Annotated in this window: 22 protein-coding genes; 12 read left to right on the top strand and 10 right to left on the bottom strand. The window is 33.2% G+C overall.

Going from position 1 to position 20,339, the window contains the following annotated elements:
- Positions 1-4: 4 nt before the first annotated feature.
- From ACVC5O_RS09840 to ACVC5O_RS09825, 4 genes are read left to right on the top strand one after another with little or no spacing between them, the layout of a single operon-like run.
- Positions 5-736, top strand: a complete 732-nt coding sequence (locus ACVC5O_RS09840) for a methyltransferase domain-containing protein (protein ID WP_452221308.1) — start codon at positions 5-7, stop codon at positions 734-736.
- Entirely contained in the window at positions 736-1,413 is a 678-nt protein-coding gene (locus ACVC5O_RS09835) for a ZIP family metal transporter (RefSeq protein WP_452221307.1), read from the top strand. Before ACVC5O_RS09840 ends, ACVC5O_RS09835 begins: the two co-directional genes overlap by 1 nt.
- A 3-nt stretch (positions 1,414-1,416) precedes the next feature.
- The gene (locus ACVC5O_RS09830) at positions 1,417-1,845 is read left to right on the top strand and encodes a DUF4268 domain-containing protein (RefSeq protein WP_452221306.1); all 429 of its coding nucleotides are present in this window, start codon (positions 1,417-1,419) and stop codon (positions 1,843-1,845) included.
- Positions 1,846-1,857: 12 nt separating this feature from the next.
- The gene (locus ACVC5O_RS09825) at positions 1,858-2,409 is read left to right on the top strand and encodes a DUF1697 domain-containing protein (protein ID WP_452221305.1); all 552 of its coding nucleotides are present in this window, start codon (positions 1,858-1,860) and stop codon (positions 2,407-2,409) included.
- 57 nt (positions 2,410-2,466) lie between these two features.
- Here the strand turns inward: ACVC5O_RS09825 and ACVC5O_RS09820 are convergent, their stop codons facing one another.
- The 3 genes from ACVC5O_RS09820 to ACVC5O_RS09810 form a co-directional block, all read right to left on the bottom strand.
- A complete protein-coding gene (locus ACVC5O_RS09820; protein ID WP_452221304.1) occupies positions 2,467-3,126 on the bottom strand; it encodes a hypothetical protein in 660 nt (219 codons plus the stop codon).
- A gap of 188 nt (positions 3,127-3,314) precedes the next feature.
- On the bottom strand, positions 3,315-3,941 hold the full coding sequence (trhA, locus tag ACVC5O_RS09815; protein WP_452221303.1) for a PAQR family membrane homeostasis protein TrhA: 627 nt from the start codon (positions 3,939-3,941) through the stop codon (positions 3,315-3,317).
- Complete coding sequence (locus ACVC5O_RS09810; RefSeq protein ID WP_452221302.1) at positions 3,941-4,624, bottom strand: DUF4294 domain-containing protein; 684 nt, start codon at positions 4,622-4,624, stop codon at positions 3,941-3,943. Before ACVC5O_RS09810 ends, trhA begins: the two co-directional genes overlap by 1 nt.
- Before the next feature lie 151 nt (positions 4,625-4,775).
- Between ACVC5O_RS09810 and ACVC5O_RS09805 the strand changes: the two genes are divergently transcribed.
- The 3 genes from ACVC5O_RS09805 to ACVC5O_RS09795 all read left to right on the top strand — a co-directional run bounded on the left by ACVC5O_RS09805 (position 4,776) and on the right by ACVC5O_RS09795 (position 7,379).
- Positions 4,776-5,864: a M42 family metallopeptidase gene (locus ACVC5O_RS09805; RefSeq protein ID WP_452221301.1), complete on the top strand. Its 1,089-nt coding sequence runs from the start codon at positions 4,776-4,778 to the stop codon at positions 5,862-5,864.
- 50 nt (positions 5,865-5,914) lie between these two features.
- Positions 5,915-6,472 (top strand): NUDIX hydrolase, encoded by a 558-nt coding sequence (locus ACVC5O_RS09800; protein WP_452221300.1) that lies wholly within the window; start codon positions 5,915-5,917, stop codon positions 6,470-6,472.
- Positions 6,473-6,695: 223 nt separating this feature from the next.
- Positions 6,696-7,379 (top strand): PrsW family intramembrane metalloprotease, encoded by a 684-nt coding sequence (locus ACVC5O_RS09795; protein WP_452221299.1) that lies wholly within the window; start codon positions 6,696-6,698, stop codon positions 7,377-7,379.
- Here ACVC5O_RS09795 and ACVC5O_RS09790 read toward each other — a convergent pair.
- Positions 7,372-8,850 (bottom strand): T9SS type A sorting domain-containing protein, encoded by a 1,479-nt coding sequence (locus ACVC5O_RS09790; protein ID WP_452221298.1) that lies wholly within the window; start codon positions 8,848-8,850, stop codon positions 7,372-7,374. The genes ACVC5O_RS09795 and ACVC5O_RS09790 overlap by 8 nt on opposite strands.
- 205 nt (positions 8,851-9,055) lie before the next feature.
- Here ACVC5O_RS09790 and ACVC5O_RS09785 point away from each other — a divergent pair, with 205 nt between their 5' ends.
- The 3 genes from ACVC5O_RS09785 to ACVC5O_RS09775 all read left to right on the top strand — a co-directional run bounded on the left by ACVC5O_RS09785 (position 9,056) and on the right by ACVC5O_RS09775 (position 12,730).
- Positions 9,056-9,541, top strand: coding sequence for an acetyl-CoA carboxylase biotin carboxyl carrier protein subunit (locus ACVC5O_RS09785; RefSeq protein WP_452221297.1), 486 nt, complete (start codon positions 9,056-9,058; stop codon positions 9,539-9,541).
- 97 nt (positions 9,542-9,638) lie between these two features.
- Entirely contained in the window at positions 9,639-11,078 is a 1,440-nt protein-coding gene (accC, locus tag ACVC5O_RS09780) for an acetyl-CoA carboxylase biotin carboxylase subunit (protein WP_452221296.1), read from the top strand.
- Positions 11,079-11,188: 110 nt separating this feature from the next.
- Complete coding sequence (locus ACVC5O_RS09775) at positions 11,189-12,730, top strand: acyl-CoA carboxylase subunit beta (protein WP_452221295.1); 1,542 nt, start codon at positions 11,189-11,191, stop codon at positions 12,728-12,730.
- A gap of 26 nt (positions 12,731-12,756) precedes the next feature.
- Here the strand turns inward: ACVC5O_RS09775 and ACVC5O_RS09770 are convergent, their stop codons facing one another.
- Together ACVC5O_RS09770 and ACVC5O_RS09765 are read right to left on the bottom strand one after the other, a co-directional pair.
- On the bottom strand, positions 12,757-14,523 hold the full coding sequence (locus ACVC5O_RS09770; RefSeq protein ID WP_452221294.1) for an ABC transporter ATP-binding protein: 1,767 nt from the start codon (positions 14,521-14,523) through the stop codon (positions 12,757-12,759).
- 21 nt (positions 14,524-14,544) lie between these two features.
- Entirely contained in the window at positions 14,545-14,988 is a 444-nt protein-coding gene (locus ACVC5O_RS09765; protein WP_452221293.1) for a DinB family protein, read from the bottom strand.
- Positions 14,989-15,054: 66 nt separating this feature from the next.
- On the opposite strand from ACVC5O_RS09765, the gene ACVC5O_RS09760 reads away from it, so the two are divergent.
- Positions 15,055-16,260, top strand: a complete 1,206-nt coding sequence (locus ACVC5O_RS09760; RefSeq protein WP_452221332.1) for a multidrug effflux MFS transporter — start codon at positions 15,055-15,057, stop codon at positions 16,258-16,260.
- Between the two features lie 1,512 nt (positions 16,261-17,772).
- Here the strand turns inward: ACVC5O_RS09760 and ACVC5O_RS09755 are convergent.
- Positions 17,773-18,180, bottom strand: a complete 408-nt coding sequence (locus tag ACVC5O_RS09755) for a DUF2452 domain-containing protein (RefSeq protein WP_452221292.1) — start codon at positions 18,178-18,180, stop codon at positions 17,773-17,775.
- A gap of 105 nt (positions 18,181-18,285) precedes the next feature.
- Between ACVC5O_RS09755 and ACVC5O_RS09750 the strand changes: the two genes are divergently transcribed.
- The gene (locus ACVC5O_RS09750; RefSeq protein ID WP_452221291.1) at positions 18,286-18,465 is read left to right on the top strand and encodes a hypothetical protein; all 180 of its coding nucleotides are present in this window, start codon (positions 18,286-18,288) and stop codon (positions 18,463-18,465) included.
- Between the two features lie 301 nt (positions 18,466-18,766).
- Here the strand turns inward: ACVC5O_RS09750 and ACVC5O_RS09745 are convergent, their stop codons facing one another.
- The 3 genes from ACVC5O_RS09745 to ACVC5O_RS09735 form a co-directional block, all read right to left on the bottom strand.
- Positions 18,767-19,636, bottom strand: coding sequence for a viperin family antiviral radical SAM protein (locus tag ACVC5O_RS09745; RefSeq protein WP_452221290.1), 870 nt, complete (start codon positions 19,634-19,636; stop codon positions 18,767-18,769).
- Positions 19,637-19,646: 10 nt separating this feature from the next.
- Positions 19,647-19,934: a hypothetical protein gene (locus ACVC5O_RS09740; protein ID WP_452221289.1), complete on the bottom strand. Its 288-nt coding sequence runs from the start codon at positions 19,932-19,934 to the stop codon at positions 19,647-19,649.
- A 62-nt stretch (positions 19,935-19,996) separates the two neighbouring features.
- Positions 19,997-20,137, bottom strand: coding sequence for a hypothetical protein (locus tag ACVC5O_RS09735; RefSeq protein WP_452221288.1), 141 nt, complete (start codon positions 20,135-20,137; stop codon positions 19,997-19,999).
- Positions 20,138-20,339: the final 202 nt, after the last annotated feature.

The raw sequence follows: 20,339 nt of genomic DNA, 5'->3' as shown, positions 1-20,339 counted from the left end.
AATTATGAATAACAATACAGAAAAATGGTACACATCGTGGTTTGATACGCCATTTTATCACATTTTATACAAGGATAGAGATTATGAGGAGGCGGAAACGTTTATGCATAATTTAACGCAGTATTTAAATTTGCCAGATAATGGTAAAATTTTAGATTTGGCTTGTGGTAAAGGCAGACATTCTATTTACTTAAATAGTATTGGTTACAATGTAACTGGTGTGGATTTATCTGAAAACAGTATTGCACATGCCAAGCAATTTGAGAACGAAAATTTGCGTTTTAAAGTCCACGATATGTGCACACCTTTTGGTGAAGAATTTGATGCTGTTTTTAACTTATTTACCAGTTTTGGATATTTTGAAAATGAAGCCGATAACTTAAAAACAATTAAAGCGATAAAGGCTAATTTAAATGAATATGGCTTTGGTGTTATTGACTTTATGAATGCAGATTATGTGATAGATAATTTAGTTGAAGAAGACTCTAAAACGGTTGAAGGCATTACCTTTAGGCAAAAAAGAAAAGTTGAAAACGGTTATATTATTAAAGATATTAGTTTTACTATTAATGGCGAAGACTTTGCGTTTCAGGAACGTGTAAGAGCCTTAACTTTAAGTGATTTTGAAAGCCTTTTTGAACAGGCTGGCGTGTATTTATTGGATGCTTTTGGTGACTATAAATTAAATAAATTTCACAAAAAAACATCGCAACGATTAATTATGATTTTTAAATAATGCAAAACTTTATTTTACCTATACTTTCTGTAGTTATCGGCTTTTTAATCGTTTTGATTTTAAAACCTAAACAGAATAAAAACTTAAAATTACTATTAGCATTTAGTGGTGCTTTTTTGCTCTCTATTACTGTGTTTAGTTTTTTACCAGAAGTGTTTACAAGCAACACCAACCCTAAAACTATTGGATTGTTTATTATGGTTGGTATTTTGTTGCAAATACTGTTGGAGTTTTTCTCAAAAGGAGCAGAACATGGTCACGTACATTTAGACAAAAGCAACACTAATTTTCCTTGGTTATTGTTTATTAGTTTAAGTATTCATAGCGTTTTAGAGGGTATTCCTATTGATGCGCACGATCATTTAATTTATGGCATAATTATCCATAAACTACCAGTTGCTATAATTTTGGCTACTTTTTTCTTGGCTTCTAAACTGAGTAAAACTAAGGTAATGCTGTTTTTAATTCTATTTGCTTTAATGACGCCTTTAGGTGTGTTGCTCTCTAAAGAAGTCCCCTTTTTACAAGAGTATTACAACGAAATTTCTGCGATTGTAATTGGTATATTTTTACATATATCTACTACTATTTTATTTGAAAGTAATGAAGGCCATAAGTTTAATTTAACCAAATTATTAACCATTATCGCAGCAATTGCAATTGCTTATTTTATATAAAACATGTTTAGCAAAGAGGAATCTAAACAAATACGAGAATTATTTTGGACTAGCTTTGGAAAATCTTTTCCTAATAATTGGATATTGTATAATACTAAGATTAAAGGGTTTAGTTTTAAATTTTATTTTGATACTAAACGCGCTTTTGTCACTTTAGATTTGGAAGACGATTTAGAGAATCGCATAAAATACTGGGATAAATTACAAAGCTTAAAACAAATTTTACTTACTGAGTATTTACCTGAAGCTATTTTTGAAGAAGAGTACGTTTTAGATAATGGTAAAGAACTCTCTCGTATTTATGTCCCTTTTACACAAAAAGCCTCTATACACAATAAAAACTCTTGGCAAGACGTGATGTTGTTTTTTAATGAAACTATGCCAAAATTTGAAGCGTTTTTTAAGGATTATGAAGATTTTTTGATAGATTAAACTTTTGCATTTATGAATACTACCTACGTACTATTTTTAAGAGGAATAAATGTTGGAGCTCACCACAAAGTACCAATGGCTATTTTAAAAAAAGAATTAGAAAGTCTAGAATTAAAAGATGTAATCACAATTTTAAACTCAGGAAATGTAATATTTAAAACTTCAGAAACTAACACTACAGAACTTGAATCATTAATAGCTAATCACTTAGAGACTGTTTTTGGGTTTGCAATTCCTGTGCTTGTTAGAACTGCTAAAGCTATTGTAAATCTCCTTCAAAATTCACCTTTTAAAGATTATGAAATTACTAAAGATACTAGGTTTTATGTGTCGTTTTTAGCAGGCCCTACAAACACTCAAGTTAAAACAACTCTACAACTACCTTGGAAAAGTAAAGATTCTTCTTTTAAACTAGTGGAAAACAGAATTAATACTATAGCCTGGATTTTAGACGTTTCTAAATACAAAACACCAAAAGCAATGCAATTTTTAGAACAGCATTTTGGCAAAAACATAACAACAAGAAACTGGAATACGCTTCTTAAAATAGAAAAAAAACTATAAATATATAAATGCGATACACCCTTAAGTCTATCGCATTTTTATTGCATTTATAACTAATTAAGCAGGTTTATTGTAGTTGTAATTTACTACAGTAAACTTATAATCGTAGTCATAATGATCGGTTTCTACGCATAGCACTTTTGTAAACCATTCGCTAGTTTCTTGCGAGGAATAAGCATATTGAAAAGTCACTACTGGTACGTCTAAAACTGGCATTATAGATATTAAACCTACAGTAATCCCAAAAGCATTAGTTATATGGGTTTTTCGGGTTTGCGCTTGTACTTCTCCCATTTGTGTGGTTAAGTAACTTAACATAGGCTCAAGGTCTCCACCAAGTCCGCCTAAAATAACTTTAAAAAACTCTTTAGTAATGCTTACAGCAGTTCCGGAACCATTTTTTTCGTGTTCGTCCACAGATGTTTCTCCCATACCATCAACATGGTTCATAGCTTTAGTCATTGCAGTTCGGTCTAACAAATACAGACCATTTACAACTGTTTGTCCACTAGTATCTAAAACGGCCTTTTTAATTTTAGAAGACATTAAAAGTGCATCTTCATACGCTTTTTTAACAGCTGCAACTGTATTAGCATCCCAAGTTTTATCAATGTAAGCAAATAAGAAATTTGATCCAGCAGGATGTAGCCAAGAGCCTTTTTCTGTAACTAGAACTTTATACGATAATGGCTCGACTTGTTGTGTTTGATTGTTCATAATTTTTGATTTTTTAGATTAATTAATTGCGATTATAAAATCAAAAAAAAAATAAATAGTAGCTACTCAATCGAAATATTATGTTTTTTGATTCTGTTACAAATTTAAAATGAATGCACCATGTATATATAGGTAGAAATACGGAAATAAAAAATCACGTATATAATTGTAATTCAGTAAATTAAATACTAAATTACATAAAATAAAACCATAAAAAAGTGGAAAATGGCACCTGCTAAAACAAATAAATGCCAAATAACATGGTTGTAAGGTATTTTCTCAACTACGTAAAAAACAATACCTAAAGTATAAGCCAAACCTCCTGCAAACAGTAATAAAATACCATTAGAGTCCATACGCTCGGATAGAGTAGAAAAATCAAAAACAATTAGCCAACCCATTACTAAGTATAATAATGTGGAAAATGTTTCGAACTTACCTGTAAAGAAAAGCTTTAGGAATACGCCAAAGGCTGCAATGCTCCACACCACATAAAATAAAGTCCAGCCTAAACTATCTGGTAATAGGATTAACAGTACTGGTGTGTAGGTACCTGCAATGAGCAAGTAAATACTTATATGATCTAAGATTCTAAAATAATGTTTCTTTTTTTCGTTAGAAACCGAATGGTAAATTGTAGAGGCTATGAAGAGAACTACAATTGAAAGTCCGTAAACAATTACACTAAACAGACTAAATTCAGTTTTATTTGTTTCAAAAACAATTAATAAAACTAAGCCTACCACTCCAAAAAGCGCTCCTAAACCATGCGACCAAGCGTTTAGTTTTTCTTCAAAAGGAGACTGTATTCGCATTAATTTGCATTTACTGTTTTACTCGTTTTCCATTTTTTAGTCAACTCGTAAAAATCAAAAGGAATTGCAGCTGGCTGTTTCACTAATCTTCCACTTTGAAAATTACGTTGTAAAATGTCTTCAATTAAATAATCTTCTTCTACAGCTTCAGGATTAAATTTGCGCTTTAACGAAATATCGAATAAACTTGCGGTATTATTAAACCAAAAAGCTCGCCAACCATTACGCAACTCTTTAATTAAATCAAAGGTAGTTTTGCCTGTTTGCCTATGGATAAGTTTTATAAGTATTTGACCTTCGGTACGTGTTAGTTTTTTTAATTCTGCCGAGAATTCTTCTTCTATATATTTATGTACTTTTTTTGCGTACTGTTTCTTTTTTCTTCTACTTTCTAATGTGTTTAAACGCGCTGTTAAAGCTTCTAATCTTTCCGAAGCTAACTTAGCATAAGGGTACACTTTTAAAGTTTTTCGTCTTAATATTAAATAGCGTCTGCGGTCTTCTTTATTAGCAAAAGTTAGCTTTTTAAGTAACATCACTTCATCTAAATCTATAGCTAGTTTTGGTATGGAATCACCTTCAATAATCATATACTCTATTAATGTAGAGTCTTGCTCAATCTCATCTTCTTGAGCGAGTATAAAACAAGGGATTAGTAATAGTATGTAGGTTAAAATTTTCATTAATAAAGTTTATGCTAAAACCGTACCAAACAAGATTATAATCAATTTTAAAATCTTCAGTTTAATAAGATGAAGTAAAATTAATAATTTACGCACTGTAAACTCTTAATTTACTATTAATATTATTATTTTAGACAAAAAAATAATTCAAATGGCAAAAAAGAGCATACTTAACAAAAAATCTTTAGATTTTTTAGAAAAATATTTAAATAACGCCTCTCCTACTGGCTACGAATGGGAAGGCCAAAAAATTTGGATGGACTATCTAAAACCTTATGTAGATGAGTTTATTACAGATACTTATGGTACTGCAGTTGGTGTTATAAATCCAAAAGCAAAATACAAAGTGGTTATTGAAGGTCATGCCGATGAAATTTCGTGGTACGTAAACTATATTAGCGATAATGGGTTAATTTACGTGATTAGAAATGGAGGAAGTGATCACCAAATTGCACCAAGTAAAATTGTAAATATCCACACTAAAAATGGCATTGTAAAAGGTGTTTTTGGATGGCCAGCAATACATACCAGAAATAAAGCTAACGAAAAAGCGCCTAAACCAGATAATATTTTTATTGATACAGGTTGTGCTACTAAAGAAGAAGTAGAAAAACTAGGAGTGCATGTTGGTTGCGTCATTACTTATCCAGACGAGTTTCATATTTTAAACAAAGACAAGTTTGTGTGTCGTGCTTTAGATAACAGAATGGGAGGATTTATGATAGCAGAAGTGGCACGTTTACTTAAAGAAAATAAAAAAACTTTACCTTTTGGATTGTATATCACTAACTCTGTTCAAGAGGAAATTGGTTTGCGTGGCGCAGAAATGATTACACAAACCATTAAGCCAAACGTTGCCATTGTTACTGATGTTACGCATGATACCACTACTCCAATGATTGAGCAGAAAAAAGCTGGTGCTTTAGAAATTGGCAAAGGTCCTGTAGTTGCTTATGCGCCTGCAGTACAGCAAAAACTAAGAGATTTAATTACAGATACTGCTGAAGCTAAAAAGATCCCTTTCCAACGTTCTGCATTATCTAGAGCAACAGGAACAGATACTGATGCCTTTGCGTATAGTAATGGTGGAGTTGCTTCTGCACTAATCTCATTGCCTTTACGTTACATGCATACAACTGTAGAAATGGTACATAGAGATGATGTTGAAAATGTAATTAAAATGATTTATGAAACGCTTCTTAAAATTGAAGATGGTGATACGTTTAGTTATTTTGAATAAGTTTTTAAACATAATTTAATAAAATACAAGCCTCTTTTGAGGCTTTTTTAATGATGACTGAAGAACGAATAGATATTGTAACAAAAACAGGAGAACCAACAGGAACATCTGCTTTAAAAAGTGAAATCCACACCAAAGGCTATTACCACAACACAGCGCATGTTTGGTTTTACACAAACAAAGGTGAAGTACTTTTACAACAACGTGCAGCTTCTAAAGTAATTTGTCCATTACTTTGGGACGTTAGTGTAGCAGGACATATTGATGCTGGCGAAACTTTAAAATCTGGTGCAGTAAGGGAAATCAAAGAAGAGATTGGTTTAACTATTTCTGAAGATAATCTTATAAAAATTGGTATTTTCGAGTGCTTTCAGTCGTATCCTAACGGCATTATAGACAATGAATTTCACCACACTTTTATAGCTGAATTGAAAGTTGACATCAATCAACTCATACCTCAAAAAGAAGAAGTTGAAGCTTTAAAATTAGTTTCAACTGAAGCATTTATAAAGCTTTTAGAATCCTCAGAAACAAATGGTCATTTTGTAGCAAGCAATAGGAAGTATTATGAGTTTGTGATTAATAGTATTCAAAAACAATTGAAATAATAACCATAGTGGTTCTCAATACAAAATTGTAAAAACAATTTCACTCAAACTGACAAGCTTTATAAAATTTAAGTAGCAGCTGTCATTCTGAGCTTTTTCAATAAAAAAAGCGTGAGAATCTAATTTTTAAATTAAAAACTGGAGTAATGAGATTCCTACGTCATTCGTTCCTCATTTCTCTGGATGACAACATTGTTTAAATTTATTTTTCTAAATTCGTGGCATGGAATTATTAATCTATGCGCTTGCTCCTATCGCTGTTATTATCCTTTACATTTATATAAAAGATAAATACGAAAAGGAACCCAAAAAACTACTACTAATCGCTTTTATTTTAGGTGCTGTAGTTAGTATTTTAATCACCACTTTACTATACGTGTTTTTTGAATATACTGTGCCACTAACCAACGGAAAAAGTGTTTATCAGCAATTTATACAAGCCTTTTTTGTTGTTGGGTTTTCCGAGGAGTTAAGTAAGTACTTAATTGTTTTACTATTTGCTCAAAGACATAAAGAATTTAACGAGCCTTTTGATGGCATTGTTTACGCAGTGCTAGTTTCTATGGGTTTTGCAGCAACAGAGAATATAATGTATGTGCTAGAAAGTGGCGCAGCTACAGCCTTATTAAGAGCTTTTACAGCTGTTCCTGCGCATGCTACTTTTGGTATTTTAATGGGTTATTTTATGGGAAAAGCAAAGTTTTCAAACAATAGAATAGTAGTAAACCTAACAGGTTTACTACTCGCTATTATTTTTCATGGTGCTTACGATTTCTTTTTATTTATACAGTTCGTTCCTGGTATTTGGGTTGGAGCCTTTGTCTCCTTATTTATAGGTATAATCCTCTCCAGAAAAGCTATAAAAAGACATCAAAACAATTCTTATTTTAAAGATGTGATTACTTGATAAAACGTAACGTTTGAGTGCCATTAGCACTCAAAAATTTCACAAAATATAAGCCACTAGATAACGTAGAAACGTCTATACGATTATCCACATTTAGCTTAGATTGTGCAATAGATTGTCCATTAGTATTAAATATTTCATATACTATTTCGCTTTCAATATTAGAAAACACTTCTACAATTTGCGCTTCTAAATTAGTAATTAATTTAATTTCAGAATTAGAAATAGTGCTTGTGTTTGTGGTAGATAATGTAAAACTATTTAATTCAGCCACATAACTATCTATAGATATACCATCTTCTGTTCCACTCCAATCACTACCAAAAAGCAATCTTGTACCTGTTGGACTAATAGTAACATGTGGTTCGCCCCAATAATCAATATCGTCTTCGTCACTTCTATGGTGAGCCACTCTATACACATCTGCATCAGTCTCATTCACTTTAGCAATAAACAATTCCTGATCTAAAATTTGTACGCCATCTCTTTGATAACCTAAACTAGACACTGCAACCCAACCACCTTCATTATTTTTATGTGCTAAGGCAGACATGTGTGTTCCTGATTTTGGGTATCCATAATCAGAGGTTGGCGTTACAGAAAAACAATTCCCATTTGTTGCATTATGCGCAACTAATGTGCCTTGGCAATCTCCATTTGGTCCTTGCTCAAAAGCAATTGCAAAAATGGCATCATCTCCATTACTTAATTTACCAATACACTTATGTTCTGCAACATTATCCATATTTAAAGCACGTACAAAATCTCCATTAGCATCATACACATTACCACGATGATGAAATAGATTACCACTAGGAAAAGGCATTGGAGCAGTATAGTTAATGTTTGCAATATTAAATTGCGTTAACGTACTTGTAGATATTCTATAATAATAAGCAGCAGTATTACCACACCTAAATGTAAACACATCATTATCCCAAGACATCATTTGGATATCGTTTCCACCAGTAAGTCCATCAGACGTAGGACAACTACTAACAGTTCTAATATTAACAATTACAGTTTTAACCTGTGTTTGCACATTATAACTGTACAAATTATCGTTGTTGTTATCCAAATAAAACAACACATTTGGATCTGTAAACGACCAAAACACTCCTTCTAAGTCGTCTGGATTAATATCAGTTAAATTTCTAATAAAAGTGTAATTCTGTCCATTTAGTAGTTGGTGTACTCCACCTCCATAAACAATTAAAAGACTTTCGTCTGCATTCCAAGATTGTATAGTATTATACATTGGTACAATAAAATTTCCTGGTGTCGCTTCAGTGATACGTCGTATTTGTGTACTCGGAAAAGAAGGGTCTGTTACCGATTGTAAATAACTTGGTTTTGCCAAAGGCTGCATTGGATGTTGAACCAAGTCGTTAGCAATATATCCTTGCGATAAATCTTGTGAAAAACTTTGTTGTATAATTAAGTAGGCAAAAATTAAGATACTCTTTTTCATCGTCTTTGTTTTATTGATTTGGAGGGAAATGCAAATATACTATTTTCACTCACACATTATATACGCTTTAAAACTTTATTTAGATTACAAATAATAGGTAAAAGAAAAAAAACGTAGTTACTATAAACTTAGATTAAAATAATTTAATAGGTTAAATGGTTTTCTATTTTATACATATATTTACTCGTATTTTAAAACAATAAAAATGAATAAAATATTTAAGGTGAAAGTCAATAATTCTAACGAGTTTGACTTAACTACAAAAGAAGTTTTAGATCTAGATGCTATTTCAGTTTCTGATTCTAAATTTCATGTTTTACAGAATAACTCTTCTTTTAAAGCAGAGATAACGGAAGTAAATCTCAATAAAAAAACATATCAAGTAAAAGTTAACAATAACAAATACAACATTCTCATTAATAACGAATTAGATATTCTAATTAAAAATATGGGATTTGAAATTGGCGCTGCTAAAATTGTAAATAGTATTAACGCGCCAATGCCTGGATTAATATTAGAAATCAATGTTAAAATTGGACAAGAAGTCAAAGAAAATGATGCGCTTTTAATTCTTGAAGCCATGAAAATGGAAAACGTACTAAGCTCGCCAAGAGCTGGAGTTATTAAATCTATTGGTGTATCAAAAGGTGACGCAGTAGATAAAAATGATTTACTAATTGAATTTGAATAAAAATACAACGATGCTTAAAGACTTTATAAGTTTTGTAGCTGTAAAAAAACTATAAAAAAGATTCTCTTTTTTAAGGGAACGATAAACACATTTATCGATGAAAAAAATACTAGTAGCAAATAGAGGAGAAATCGCCATACGTGTTATGCGATCTGCAAAAAAAATGGGAATAAAAACTGTGGCTGTGTACTCTACAATAGATAGGCAATCACCACATGTTAAATTTGCAGACGAAGCCGTTTTAATTGGCGAAGCACCTTCTAACCAATCTTATTTATTAGGAGATAAAATTATAGAAGTCGCAAAACAACTTCATGTAGATGCTATACATCCTGGTTATGGGTTTTTAAGCGAAAACGCAGCGTTTGCAGAGCTTTGCGAAGCCAATAATATCATTTTTATTGGTCCAAAATCTAAGGCCATAAAAATAATGGGAAGTAAATTAGCAGCAAAAGACGCCGTTAAAAATTACGATATTCCAATGGTACCAGGAACAGAAGAAGCCATTACAGATATAGCTGAAGCAAAAAAAATCGCCAAAACTATTGGGTTTCCAATACTAGTAAAAGCTTCTGCTGGAGGAGGCGGAAAAGGAATGCGAATTGTAGAAAAAGAATCGGAATTTGAGTCACAAATGGATCGTGCCATTAGCGAAGCCATAAATGCTTTTGGAGATGGTTCTGTATTTATCGAAAAATATGTGACCTCGCCAAGACATATTGAAATTCAAGTTATGGCAGATACGCATGGCAATGTAATTCATTTATTTGAACGCGAATGTAGCATCCAACGTCGTCACCAAAAAGTTGTGGAAGAAGCACCTTCAACTGTATTAACACCCAAATTAAGAGCAGAAATGGGAGAAGCCGCTGTTAGAGTTGCTAAAGCTTGCGATTATGTTGGAGCTGGTACTGTTGAATTTTTATTAGACGATGAGCATAATTTCTATTTTCTAGAAATGAATACGCGTTTACAAGTAGAACATCCTGTTTCAGAAATTATAACACAAACCGATTTAGTTGAGTTACAAATACGAGTGGCTAGAGGCGAAAAACTCCCTTTAAAACAAGACGATTTAAAAATTTCTGGTCATGCACTTGAGTTACGAGTGTATGCAGAAGATCCGCTAAACGATTTTTTACCTAGTGTTGGCACACTAGAAACTTACAAATTACCAGAAGGGAAAGGCATTCGTGTAGATAATGGGTTTGAAGAAGGTATGGAAATCCCAATCTATTACGATCCAATGATTTCTAAATTAATTACTTATGGAGACACACGAGAGGAAGCTATTTCATTACTGCTAAAAGCGATAAGCGATTATCAAATTGAAGGCATCCAAACCACGCTTCCTTTTGGAGCTTTTGTTTGTGAGCATGATGCGTTTAAAAGCGGTCATTACGATACGCACTTTGTAAAACGCTACTTCTCGCCAGAACACTTATTAGAACAACAAAAAACCGAAGCTAAAATCGCAGCATTAGTGGCTGTAAAACACTATTTAGAAGAGCAAAAACTTCTTAAAACACCAAATTAAGTAAGCAATACTCAGCCTTCAGAAAAGTGAAATTTCAATTTAAAACAAACAAAAGAATAACAATTTACAGCTTTGCACCTTTTGTGCCATAGCGAAAAAAAGCAACTAAAATGGAATCCAAAATAAAAACTCTTAACGAAAAGCTAGCACAATCCCATTTAGGAGGAGGACAAGCAAGGATAGACAAACAACACGAAAAGAAAAAACTAACAGCAAGAGAACGTGTATTATACTTGCTAGACGAAGGTTCTTTTGAAGAAATTGGTGCTTTAGTTACGCACAGAACTAAAGATTTTGGTATGGAGAAGCAAGTGTATTATGGCGATGGAGTGGTAACAGGTTATGGCACAGTAAACGGAAAACTGGTTTATGTGTTTGCACAAGATTTTACTGTATTTGGAGGTTCATTATCAGAAACTCATGCCGAAAAAATATGTAAAGTCATGGACTTAGCACTTAAAGTTGGAGCTCCTATTATTGGGCTAAATGATTCTGGAGGTGCACGTATTCAAGAAGGTGTACGTTCGCTTGGTGGCTATGCAGATATATTTTATAAAAACGTGCAGTCTTCAGGAGTAATTCCACAAATTTCAGCAATTATGGGACCTTGTGCTGGAGGTGCAGTATATTCGCCAGCAATGACCGATTTTACACTTATGGTAGAACAAACCAGTTATATGTTTGTTACTGGACCAAACGTAGTAAAAACAGTGACTAACGAAGAGGTAACAAGCGAAGAACTAGGTGGTGCAAGTACACATGCTACCAAATCTGGAGTAGCACATAAAACATCCTCTAACGATGTAGAATGCTTAGAAGATATAAAAACGTTATTAAGTTACCTACCACAAAATAATACCGAAACTCCTCCTCTACTGCCTTTTAATTTACAGGATGAAATACGAGATAATTTAACTAATATTATTCCAAATAATGCCAACAAACCTTATGATATGCATGCTGTAATTGCTGGTATAATCGATGAGGATTCATTTTACGAAATCCATAAAGATTATGCCGAAAACATTATTGTTGGTTTTGCACGTTTAGGTGGTCGTAGTATTGGTATTGTCGCCAATCAGCCATTATTTTTAGCAGGTGTTTTAGATGTTAATAGCTCAAAAAAAGCAGCACGATTTGTTCGTTTTTGCGACGCTTTTAATATTCCGTTGCTTACTTTAGAAGATGTACCAGGATTCTTACCAGGAACAGACCAAGAGTGGAATGGTATCATTGTGCATGGCGCAAAATTGTTATACGCTTTTAGCGAAGCTACAGTACCAAGAATTACTGTTATTACACGTAAAGCTTATGGAGGCGCTTACGATGTAATGAACTCAAAACACATTGGTAGCGATATGAATTTTGCTTGGCCAAGTGCAGAAATTGCAGTTATGGGAGCAAAAGGTGCTGCCGAAATCATTTTTAAAAAAGAAATAAAATCTGCCGACAACCCTGAAGAAAAATGGAAAGAAAAAGAGGCAGAATACGCAAAGTTATTTGCCAATCCTTATAGTGCTGCAGAACGTGGTTTTATAGATGAAGTGATTTTACCTAAAAACACAAGACGTAAACTAATTAAAGCATTCGCTATGTTAGAAAAGAAAGACGTAGAAAGACCAAAGCGAAAGCATGGAAATATTCCTCTGTAAGACACAAAACTGAATTAAAAAACGCTCTATATTTTCGCCTGATACGTATATAAATCGTAATAACGTCCTTCGGAAGCTATAAGATCGTCATGATTACCACGCTCAGCAATTTTACCTGCTTCGATAACTAAAATTTGATCGGCTTTACGTATTGTACTCAATCTGTGAGCAATAACAATAGTGGTTCTGTTTTTAGTGAGTTCGGCTAAAGATTTCTGTATTAATGCTTCACTTTCGGTGTCTAAATTTGAAGTCGCTTCGTCTAAAATAATAATTTTTGGGTCTGCCAAAATTGCTCTTGCTATGGCTATTCGCTGACGTTGTCCTCCGGAAAGCTTCACGCCTCGCTCGCCTATTAAGGTGTCTAAACCATTATCAAAACGGTCTGTAAACTCATTAACATAAGCGGCTTTAATTGCTGCTTGTAATTGCGCTTCAGTAGCATTTGGTCTTGGAAACAATATGTTTTCACGTATAGTGCCTTCAAATAAAAACTCATCTTGCAACACTACACCTAAGTGTTGTCTGAAGCTTTTTAGTTTCACTTTAGATAAATCTTCACCATCAATAGTAATTTGACCAGATTTAGGATTTAAAAACGTAGCCGATAATCCTGCTATAGTCGATTTCCCTGAACCTGAACTCCCAACCAAAGCGATCACAGAACCAGAAGCTGCTTTAAAGTTAATATTATGCAATACAGGTTTCCCTTCTTCGTAAGCAAAAGACACATCGTTAAACTCTATTTCACCTTTAAAGTTTTCTAAAGCAATGGTTCGGTTTTCGTCATCTTCTTCCGCAGCTAAATTCATAAGTTCTTCCGTACGATCTAAACCTGCTAAAGCTTCGGTTAACTGACTTCCAATATTACTCATTTGCACAATTGGAGCGACCATAAATGCTAAGAGAAACGTAAATTGCAAGAAATCACCAGGAGTTATTTCTCCTTTAATCATATAATGGCCACCAATTCCCATAATCCCAACAGTTGCTAAACCAATTAAGAATGTCGAAGAACTCGTCATTAAAGCCGTTGCTGTTAAGCTCTTTTTTACGTTTATAAAAATATCGTTTACGCCTTTTTCGAACACTTTGGCTTCCTGGTCTTCGGCATTAAAGGCTTTTATTACGCGAACACCAGATAAGGTTTCGGTTAAACGTCCTTTTACTTCTGCGCTAATTTTTCCTCTGGCTCTAAAAATAGGACGAATATATTTGAAGGATTTTAAGGCTATAATTCCAAATATGGATAATGGAATAAACGTAGAGAGCGTCATCCAAACATTCATTCTTAGTAATATAACTAGTGTTACAATGGCTGTAAAAGAGCCACCAACGAGTTGTACTAGTCCTGTTCCAATTAAATTTCGAACACCTTCAACATCTCTCATAATTCGAGACACTAAAGCGCCTGATTTTGTGTTATCAAAAAAACTAATAGGTAACGACAATACCTTTTTTTGTACTTGTGCTCTTAACTCACTTATTAAATATTGCGCTTGGATACTGAGTACTTTGGTGAGTAAAAAGGACGTTATTGCTTGCACTAAAATGGCAGCAATTACAATTATAATTAGAGTGTATAATAACTTGTAATCTTTATTTGGTACAACCTCATCTAACAACACTTTGCTTTGTAATGGCAATACAAAACCTGCTAAACTACGAATTACGATAAGGATTAAGCCTAAAAACACCAATTTACGTCTAGGCCAAATTATAGTTTTAAACGCTTGTTTTAAGGTAACTTTGGGTTTGGTTTTATTTTTAGGAGCGTCTTTAAAATGCTGCATGTACTTTTTTGTGCAAAGATACTATTCTACTAAGCGTCTGTGGTAATTTATTTGACCTAAATGATAACTTAAATGCATCGTTAAATGTATTAAGAAAAATTGCGTAGTCATAGTTTCCTCAAAAACGCGACGTCTGTATTCTTGTTGTAAGTCATCAGCAGTTAGTTGCTTTAAAGTCTCTTCGACAACATTTTTAACAGCATCAATTTCACTAATTAAATCTACTTTCGACACATTGTTTTGCGAGAATTCTAAATCGCGTTGTCTTACATAGCCTGTATTGCCTAATTCTGCTCCTATAAAATGATTTAGATTGCCTACAATGTGCAAACATAAGTTGCCTGCACAATTAGAAATTGTATCTGTAGTTAACCATAAATGAGATTCGTTTTTATAAAGATTAATTTCTGTTTTTAGCTTCTCTAAATCTCTTTTAAAAAGTGCTATTAATGTTTCTGTAAGCATTATTAAATTTTGTTAGTTTTAGTAATTAAGACTAAAAATAGGTAATAATTGAATTACTTTTGCGCGATGCTAAACAAACCCACTTTTAAAATCGAATTTATTGCACTAATGGCCTCTTTGATGTCTATTGTAGCCTTATCTATCGATGCGTTACTGCCTGCTTTACCAGAAATTGGAGCGGCTTTAAATGTTACTGAGTCTAGCGATAATCAGCTTTTAATTACTATGATTTTTTTGGGTTTAGGTTTTGGACAATTGGTGTTTGGACCTTTGTCTGATAGTTTTGGACGCAAGCCAATGGTGTATTTTGGATTTATAGTCTTTGTGATTGCCAGTATTGTTTGTGTGACTACAAAACGTTTTGAGGTTATGATTATTGGTAGAATCTTCCAAGGCATTGGTCTTTCTTCACCAAGAACCATAGCTATTGCTATGACGCGAGATACGTATAGTAGTGATTTTATGTCTAAAGTGCTTTCTATAATAGTGATGTTTTTTATACTTGTACCCATTATTGCACCAACTTTTGGACAGCTTTTATTAGATTATTTTAATTGGCAAGCCATTTTTAATGCCAACTTAATTATTGGATTACTTATTGTGCTGTGGTTTTGGCAACGTCAACCCGAAACTTTAAAGCCAGAACATCGCAAAAAGTTTACACCTTCCATTTTTATAACAGGCACAATAGAATTTATAAAACACAAAGACGCTATTGCTTATACATTAGTATCTGGTTTTATTACAGGCTCTTTTATGGTGTATTTAAGTACGTCTCAGCAAATTTTCCAAGAGCAATATCTATTGGGCGAATGGTTTCCTTATATTTTTGCAAGTACTGCGTTTTCGGTTGGATTTGCGACCTTTACCAATAGCAGACTGGTGATTAGGTTTGGATCTTTTAATATCGCATATACTGCAACTATTGCTTATGTTATTGTTTCGGTGTTGTATGTGGTGCTTTTTTATTCTGGTAACAACCCTAGTATTGGTGTTTTAATCACCTTCTTTTTATTACAATTTTTTGCAATTGGTTTCTTATTTGGGAATTTACGGTCGTTAGCTATGGAACCTTTAGGTCATATTGCTGGTATTGGTGCTGCTATAAATGGATTTGTCTCTACAGTAATGGCTGTTCCTATTGCTAATTATATTGGTAGTTTTGTTACAACTTCTGTGTTGCCTTTATTTATAGGCTTTAGTGTTTTTGGACTGTTATCGTTGGTGATTTTTTTGCTTTTGAAGCGTCGAATGAGGGTTTTAAGAACTTAGTTTTTTTATGAAATAGGTTCTCGATACACTTCTCCCAAGGTCGAACCACTCGAACTGACGTGATGTGCTTACTCATATATTAAAAACCAATATTTCACACTTTGCTTCCCTTTCGTCACTTCGAGTGATTTGTGAGTGTACGAACAAATTGTATCGAGAAGCCAATTAAAACTCAAAAAATGCATACTCATACCTGTTCTCGATACAGTTCTCCCAAGGTCGAACCACTCGAACTGACGCAATGTGCTTACTCATAAATTAAAAACCAATATTTCACACTTTGCTTCCGTTTCGTCACTTCGAGTGATTTGTGAGTGTACGAACAAATTGTATCGAGAAGCCATGAGCTAAAGAGTTCTCGATACACTTCTCCTAAAGTCGAAACACTCGAACTGACGCAATGTGATTACTCAAAGCGTATAACGTAGCAAATCATACTGCTTCCACAACGTCACTTCGAGTGCTGCTGAGGCATGAAGCAGTGTATCGAGAAGCCAATTAAAACTATAACTACAGTGCTTACTTGTGACTGTTCTCGATACACTTCTCCCAAGGTCGAACCACTCGAACTGACGTGATGTGCTTACTCAAAGCGTATAACGTAGCAAATCACACTACTTCCACAACGTCACTTCGAGTGCTGCTGAGGCACGAAGCAGTGTATCGAGAAGCTTTAAAACTCAAACAATGCATACTCATACCTGTTCTCGATACACTTCTCCTAAAGTCGAACCACTCGAACTGACGTGATGTGTTTACTCAAAGCGTATAACTTAGAAAACGTACAACATCCACAACGTCACTTCAAGTGCTGCTGAGGCACGAAGCAGTGTATCGAGAAGCCAATTAAAACTATAACTACAGTACTTACTTGTGTCTGTTCTCGATACAGTTCTCCCAAGGTCGAACCACTCGAACTGACGTGATGTGCTTACTCAAAGCGTATAACTTAGAAAACGTACAACATCCACAACGTCACTTCGAGTGCTGCTGAGGCATGAAGCAGTGTATCGAGAAGCCAATTAAAACTCAAACAATGCATACTCATACCTGTTCTCGATACAGTTCTCCTAAAGTCGAACCACTCGAACTGACGTGATGTGCTTACTCAAAGCGTATAACTTAGAAAACGTACAACATCCACAACGTCACTTGGAGTGCTGCTGAGGCATGAAGCAGTGTATCGAGAAGCTTTAAAACTCAAACAATGCATACTCATACCTGTTCTCGATACACTTCTCCCAAGGTCGAACCACTCGAACTGACGTGATGTGCTTACTCAAAGCGTATAACTTAGAAAACGTACAACATCCACAACGTCACTTCGAGTGATTTGTGAGTGTACGAACAAATTGTATCGAGAAGCCAATTAAAACTATAAAAATAAGTAGCACATGTTTCATAATAACAGAAGGTTTATGCACTAAGTTACACAAAAAACAAATGGAATTGCGACTACAGAAACACAGGACTCTAAAATACTTCGCTGTTTTAAAAAGAAAAATAGAAAACTTACTCCTCTACCTTTTTCCAGATGTATTCGCTATTTAGTAAAAAACTACCAATACAATCAAAATTACAATCGGAAGGCGGAATAATAGACAAAAACGCCTTTTCGTTTTTATCGCGATACAGATGATACGTCTCGCCAACAATAGGCTCAAACGAGTAACGTGCATTATATACCAATGTATTGTATTCTAACTCCTCAACCATTTTTTCGTACGCTGCTTTAAGCTCTAAATATTTTGCTTGGATTTGCTTATTGGCTTTATTGATGTTTCTGTTTTTCCAAGTAGAATTATCGGTTACTTTAATTGCAGGAGCACCAACATTTGTGGCATAGGGTTTTAAAGCCGCATCGTAACGTTGCGAGTGTTCATTAAATACAATTTGATCTGGCTTTTTTGCTTTAGACATGGCTGTCGTTCTTTTTTACAAAGTTAAGGCTCCTTATTTGCCAATAAAAGCGTTAAACCATAATTTTTTATTAAATTAGTACACTAACACCACACAATTATTACTATGCTTAAAAAAATTGGCGCTTTAAATGTATTTGTACTTACACTTTGCGCACTTATTATTATAGTTGCCGAATATTTGTTTTTAAGAGGAGATGAGCTTCATGCTATTTTTATTGGCCTTTGGGCACCAACACTTCTTGGAATTGTAATTTTTATAAAACAAATTTACAATGGACGCTAATAATATTGTACTCTGGTTTTCGGTGTTTGTGGCTATTTGCGTTGTGGTTTGGGCTGTGCTGTTAATTCGTGCTTATGATAGGATTGGGAAGTGATTAGTTATAAGTTTATTAATACTACTTAAATAAATATATTACTTCCAAACATAGAAAACAAAGTGCTGCAATACGTAAAACAAAAATCTTTGCCAAAAAACGAAAAAAGGATTTGAGCGTTTATCTTGCTGTTGGTACTATTTGAGATCGGTTTAACTATCATTAAAATAGTATTGTAAGAATCAATGCTTTCATGTTTTCCAATATTTAAATATTATTCCATTCATAAATACCACCTCTAGTTAGAAATTTATCTATATCATATTGCATTGTTTTTAAAGCTTCCATTATTCCCACTTCTAAAATTGGTTTACTATAATTATGTTTTCCTTGTGCATTATCAAAAAAACGTCCTGCAGGATCTACCATTACATAACTTCCTTTAATTGCATTATTAGGTTCTGGAACAATGGTTTTAATAGTACTATGTGTATTTAAAAATTGATTAAACTCTTCATCTGTAATTTTAAAGTCATCAATCTTAATATCATTTTGACCTACAATAGGCAAAACTTGAAGTACTTTCCAACGTTTTGGTTTTGCGTATTCAATTAACTCAATTAGGTTGTCTTTGTAATTTACTTTGTTAACTACTGTATTTATTTTCAAGCCATAATTATGCTCATGAATTTTATCTATCAAGTTATAATAATAGCCTTTACTTAATGGTCTTTTTCCAGTAATTGCTCTACCTATTTTAATATTATTTTCATTTTCTAGACTATCAATACTTACTGCAATCCAGTCTAAATAGTTTTTGTTTTCTTTTAAAAAGGAATCAGTTAACTTACTACCATTAGTTACAATCATGGTAGTCATTCCTAACTCTTTTGCAGTTTTAATAAGGTTTGGCAACCATTTACAAAGTAAAGGTTCTCCTCCTGCAAATGTTATTTTTTTAAATCCAGCAGCTGCAATTTTTTTAACAACTTCTAAAGCTTTGCTTTCTGGTAAATGTCCTTTTGGTAAAATGGCTTGTTTTACATCTTGAAATGTTGCAAAGCAAAATTTACAACGCATGTTGCATGGTTCCCATAAGTGGAAATTTATGCTTGGGATTATTTTATTTGGTTTCATAAAAGTATTATTAATTATATATTCCTGTATCACCAAACTTGGCAAAAACAGTAATTAAAATGTTTTTTCTTGTTATCACAGTTAGACTTTTTAAACCTAGACAATCTCTAGCTAACAAATAGCCTTGATCTATTACTAGTAATATGATTTCTTTATTCAATGTAAACGCAACTTTGTTTTTGTTTATCTTTTTAATATTCCCTTTAATAAGACATAATGAAACTAAAAAAGGATCAATCTGTCGTCGTAATAATCGTTCTTTAAAATGTGGACTTTGTTGGTAATTTAATATGTTCATAATTTTTGATTTTAATTTTATATCATCCTTAAATTATAAGGATGATATTTGGTTAATTTTTACTACTTAGAATTTTTTGCAGCTGCTCTATCAGCTCTTGCAGCGAAACTTCCTTTTTTTACTCCTCCAGTTTTTGAAGCTTTAGCAGTAGCGCTTTTAATTCTTGCTGCTGCTTTTTTTGTCATTGGTTTTGATTTACTCATAATTATAATTGTATTAATGGTTTGAATTAAGAAGACTATCTTCTCATATTCATTATTTATGCTCCAAATTTATTTATGAAAGAGATTAAATTTCCTTATTTGTGATAGAGCGCTTATATTTGGGATATCAACCTAATTATTTGTGATATTAAAAAGAGGGTTGAAAAAATTCATATATTTTTTTCTGATTTACAACTCTAAA

Source organism: Lacinutrix salivirga, from assembly GCF_053604675.1.
Note: the sequence above shows the minus strand (reverse complement) of the source record. Positions and strands in the feature narration are given on the sequence as shown.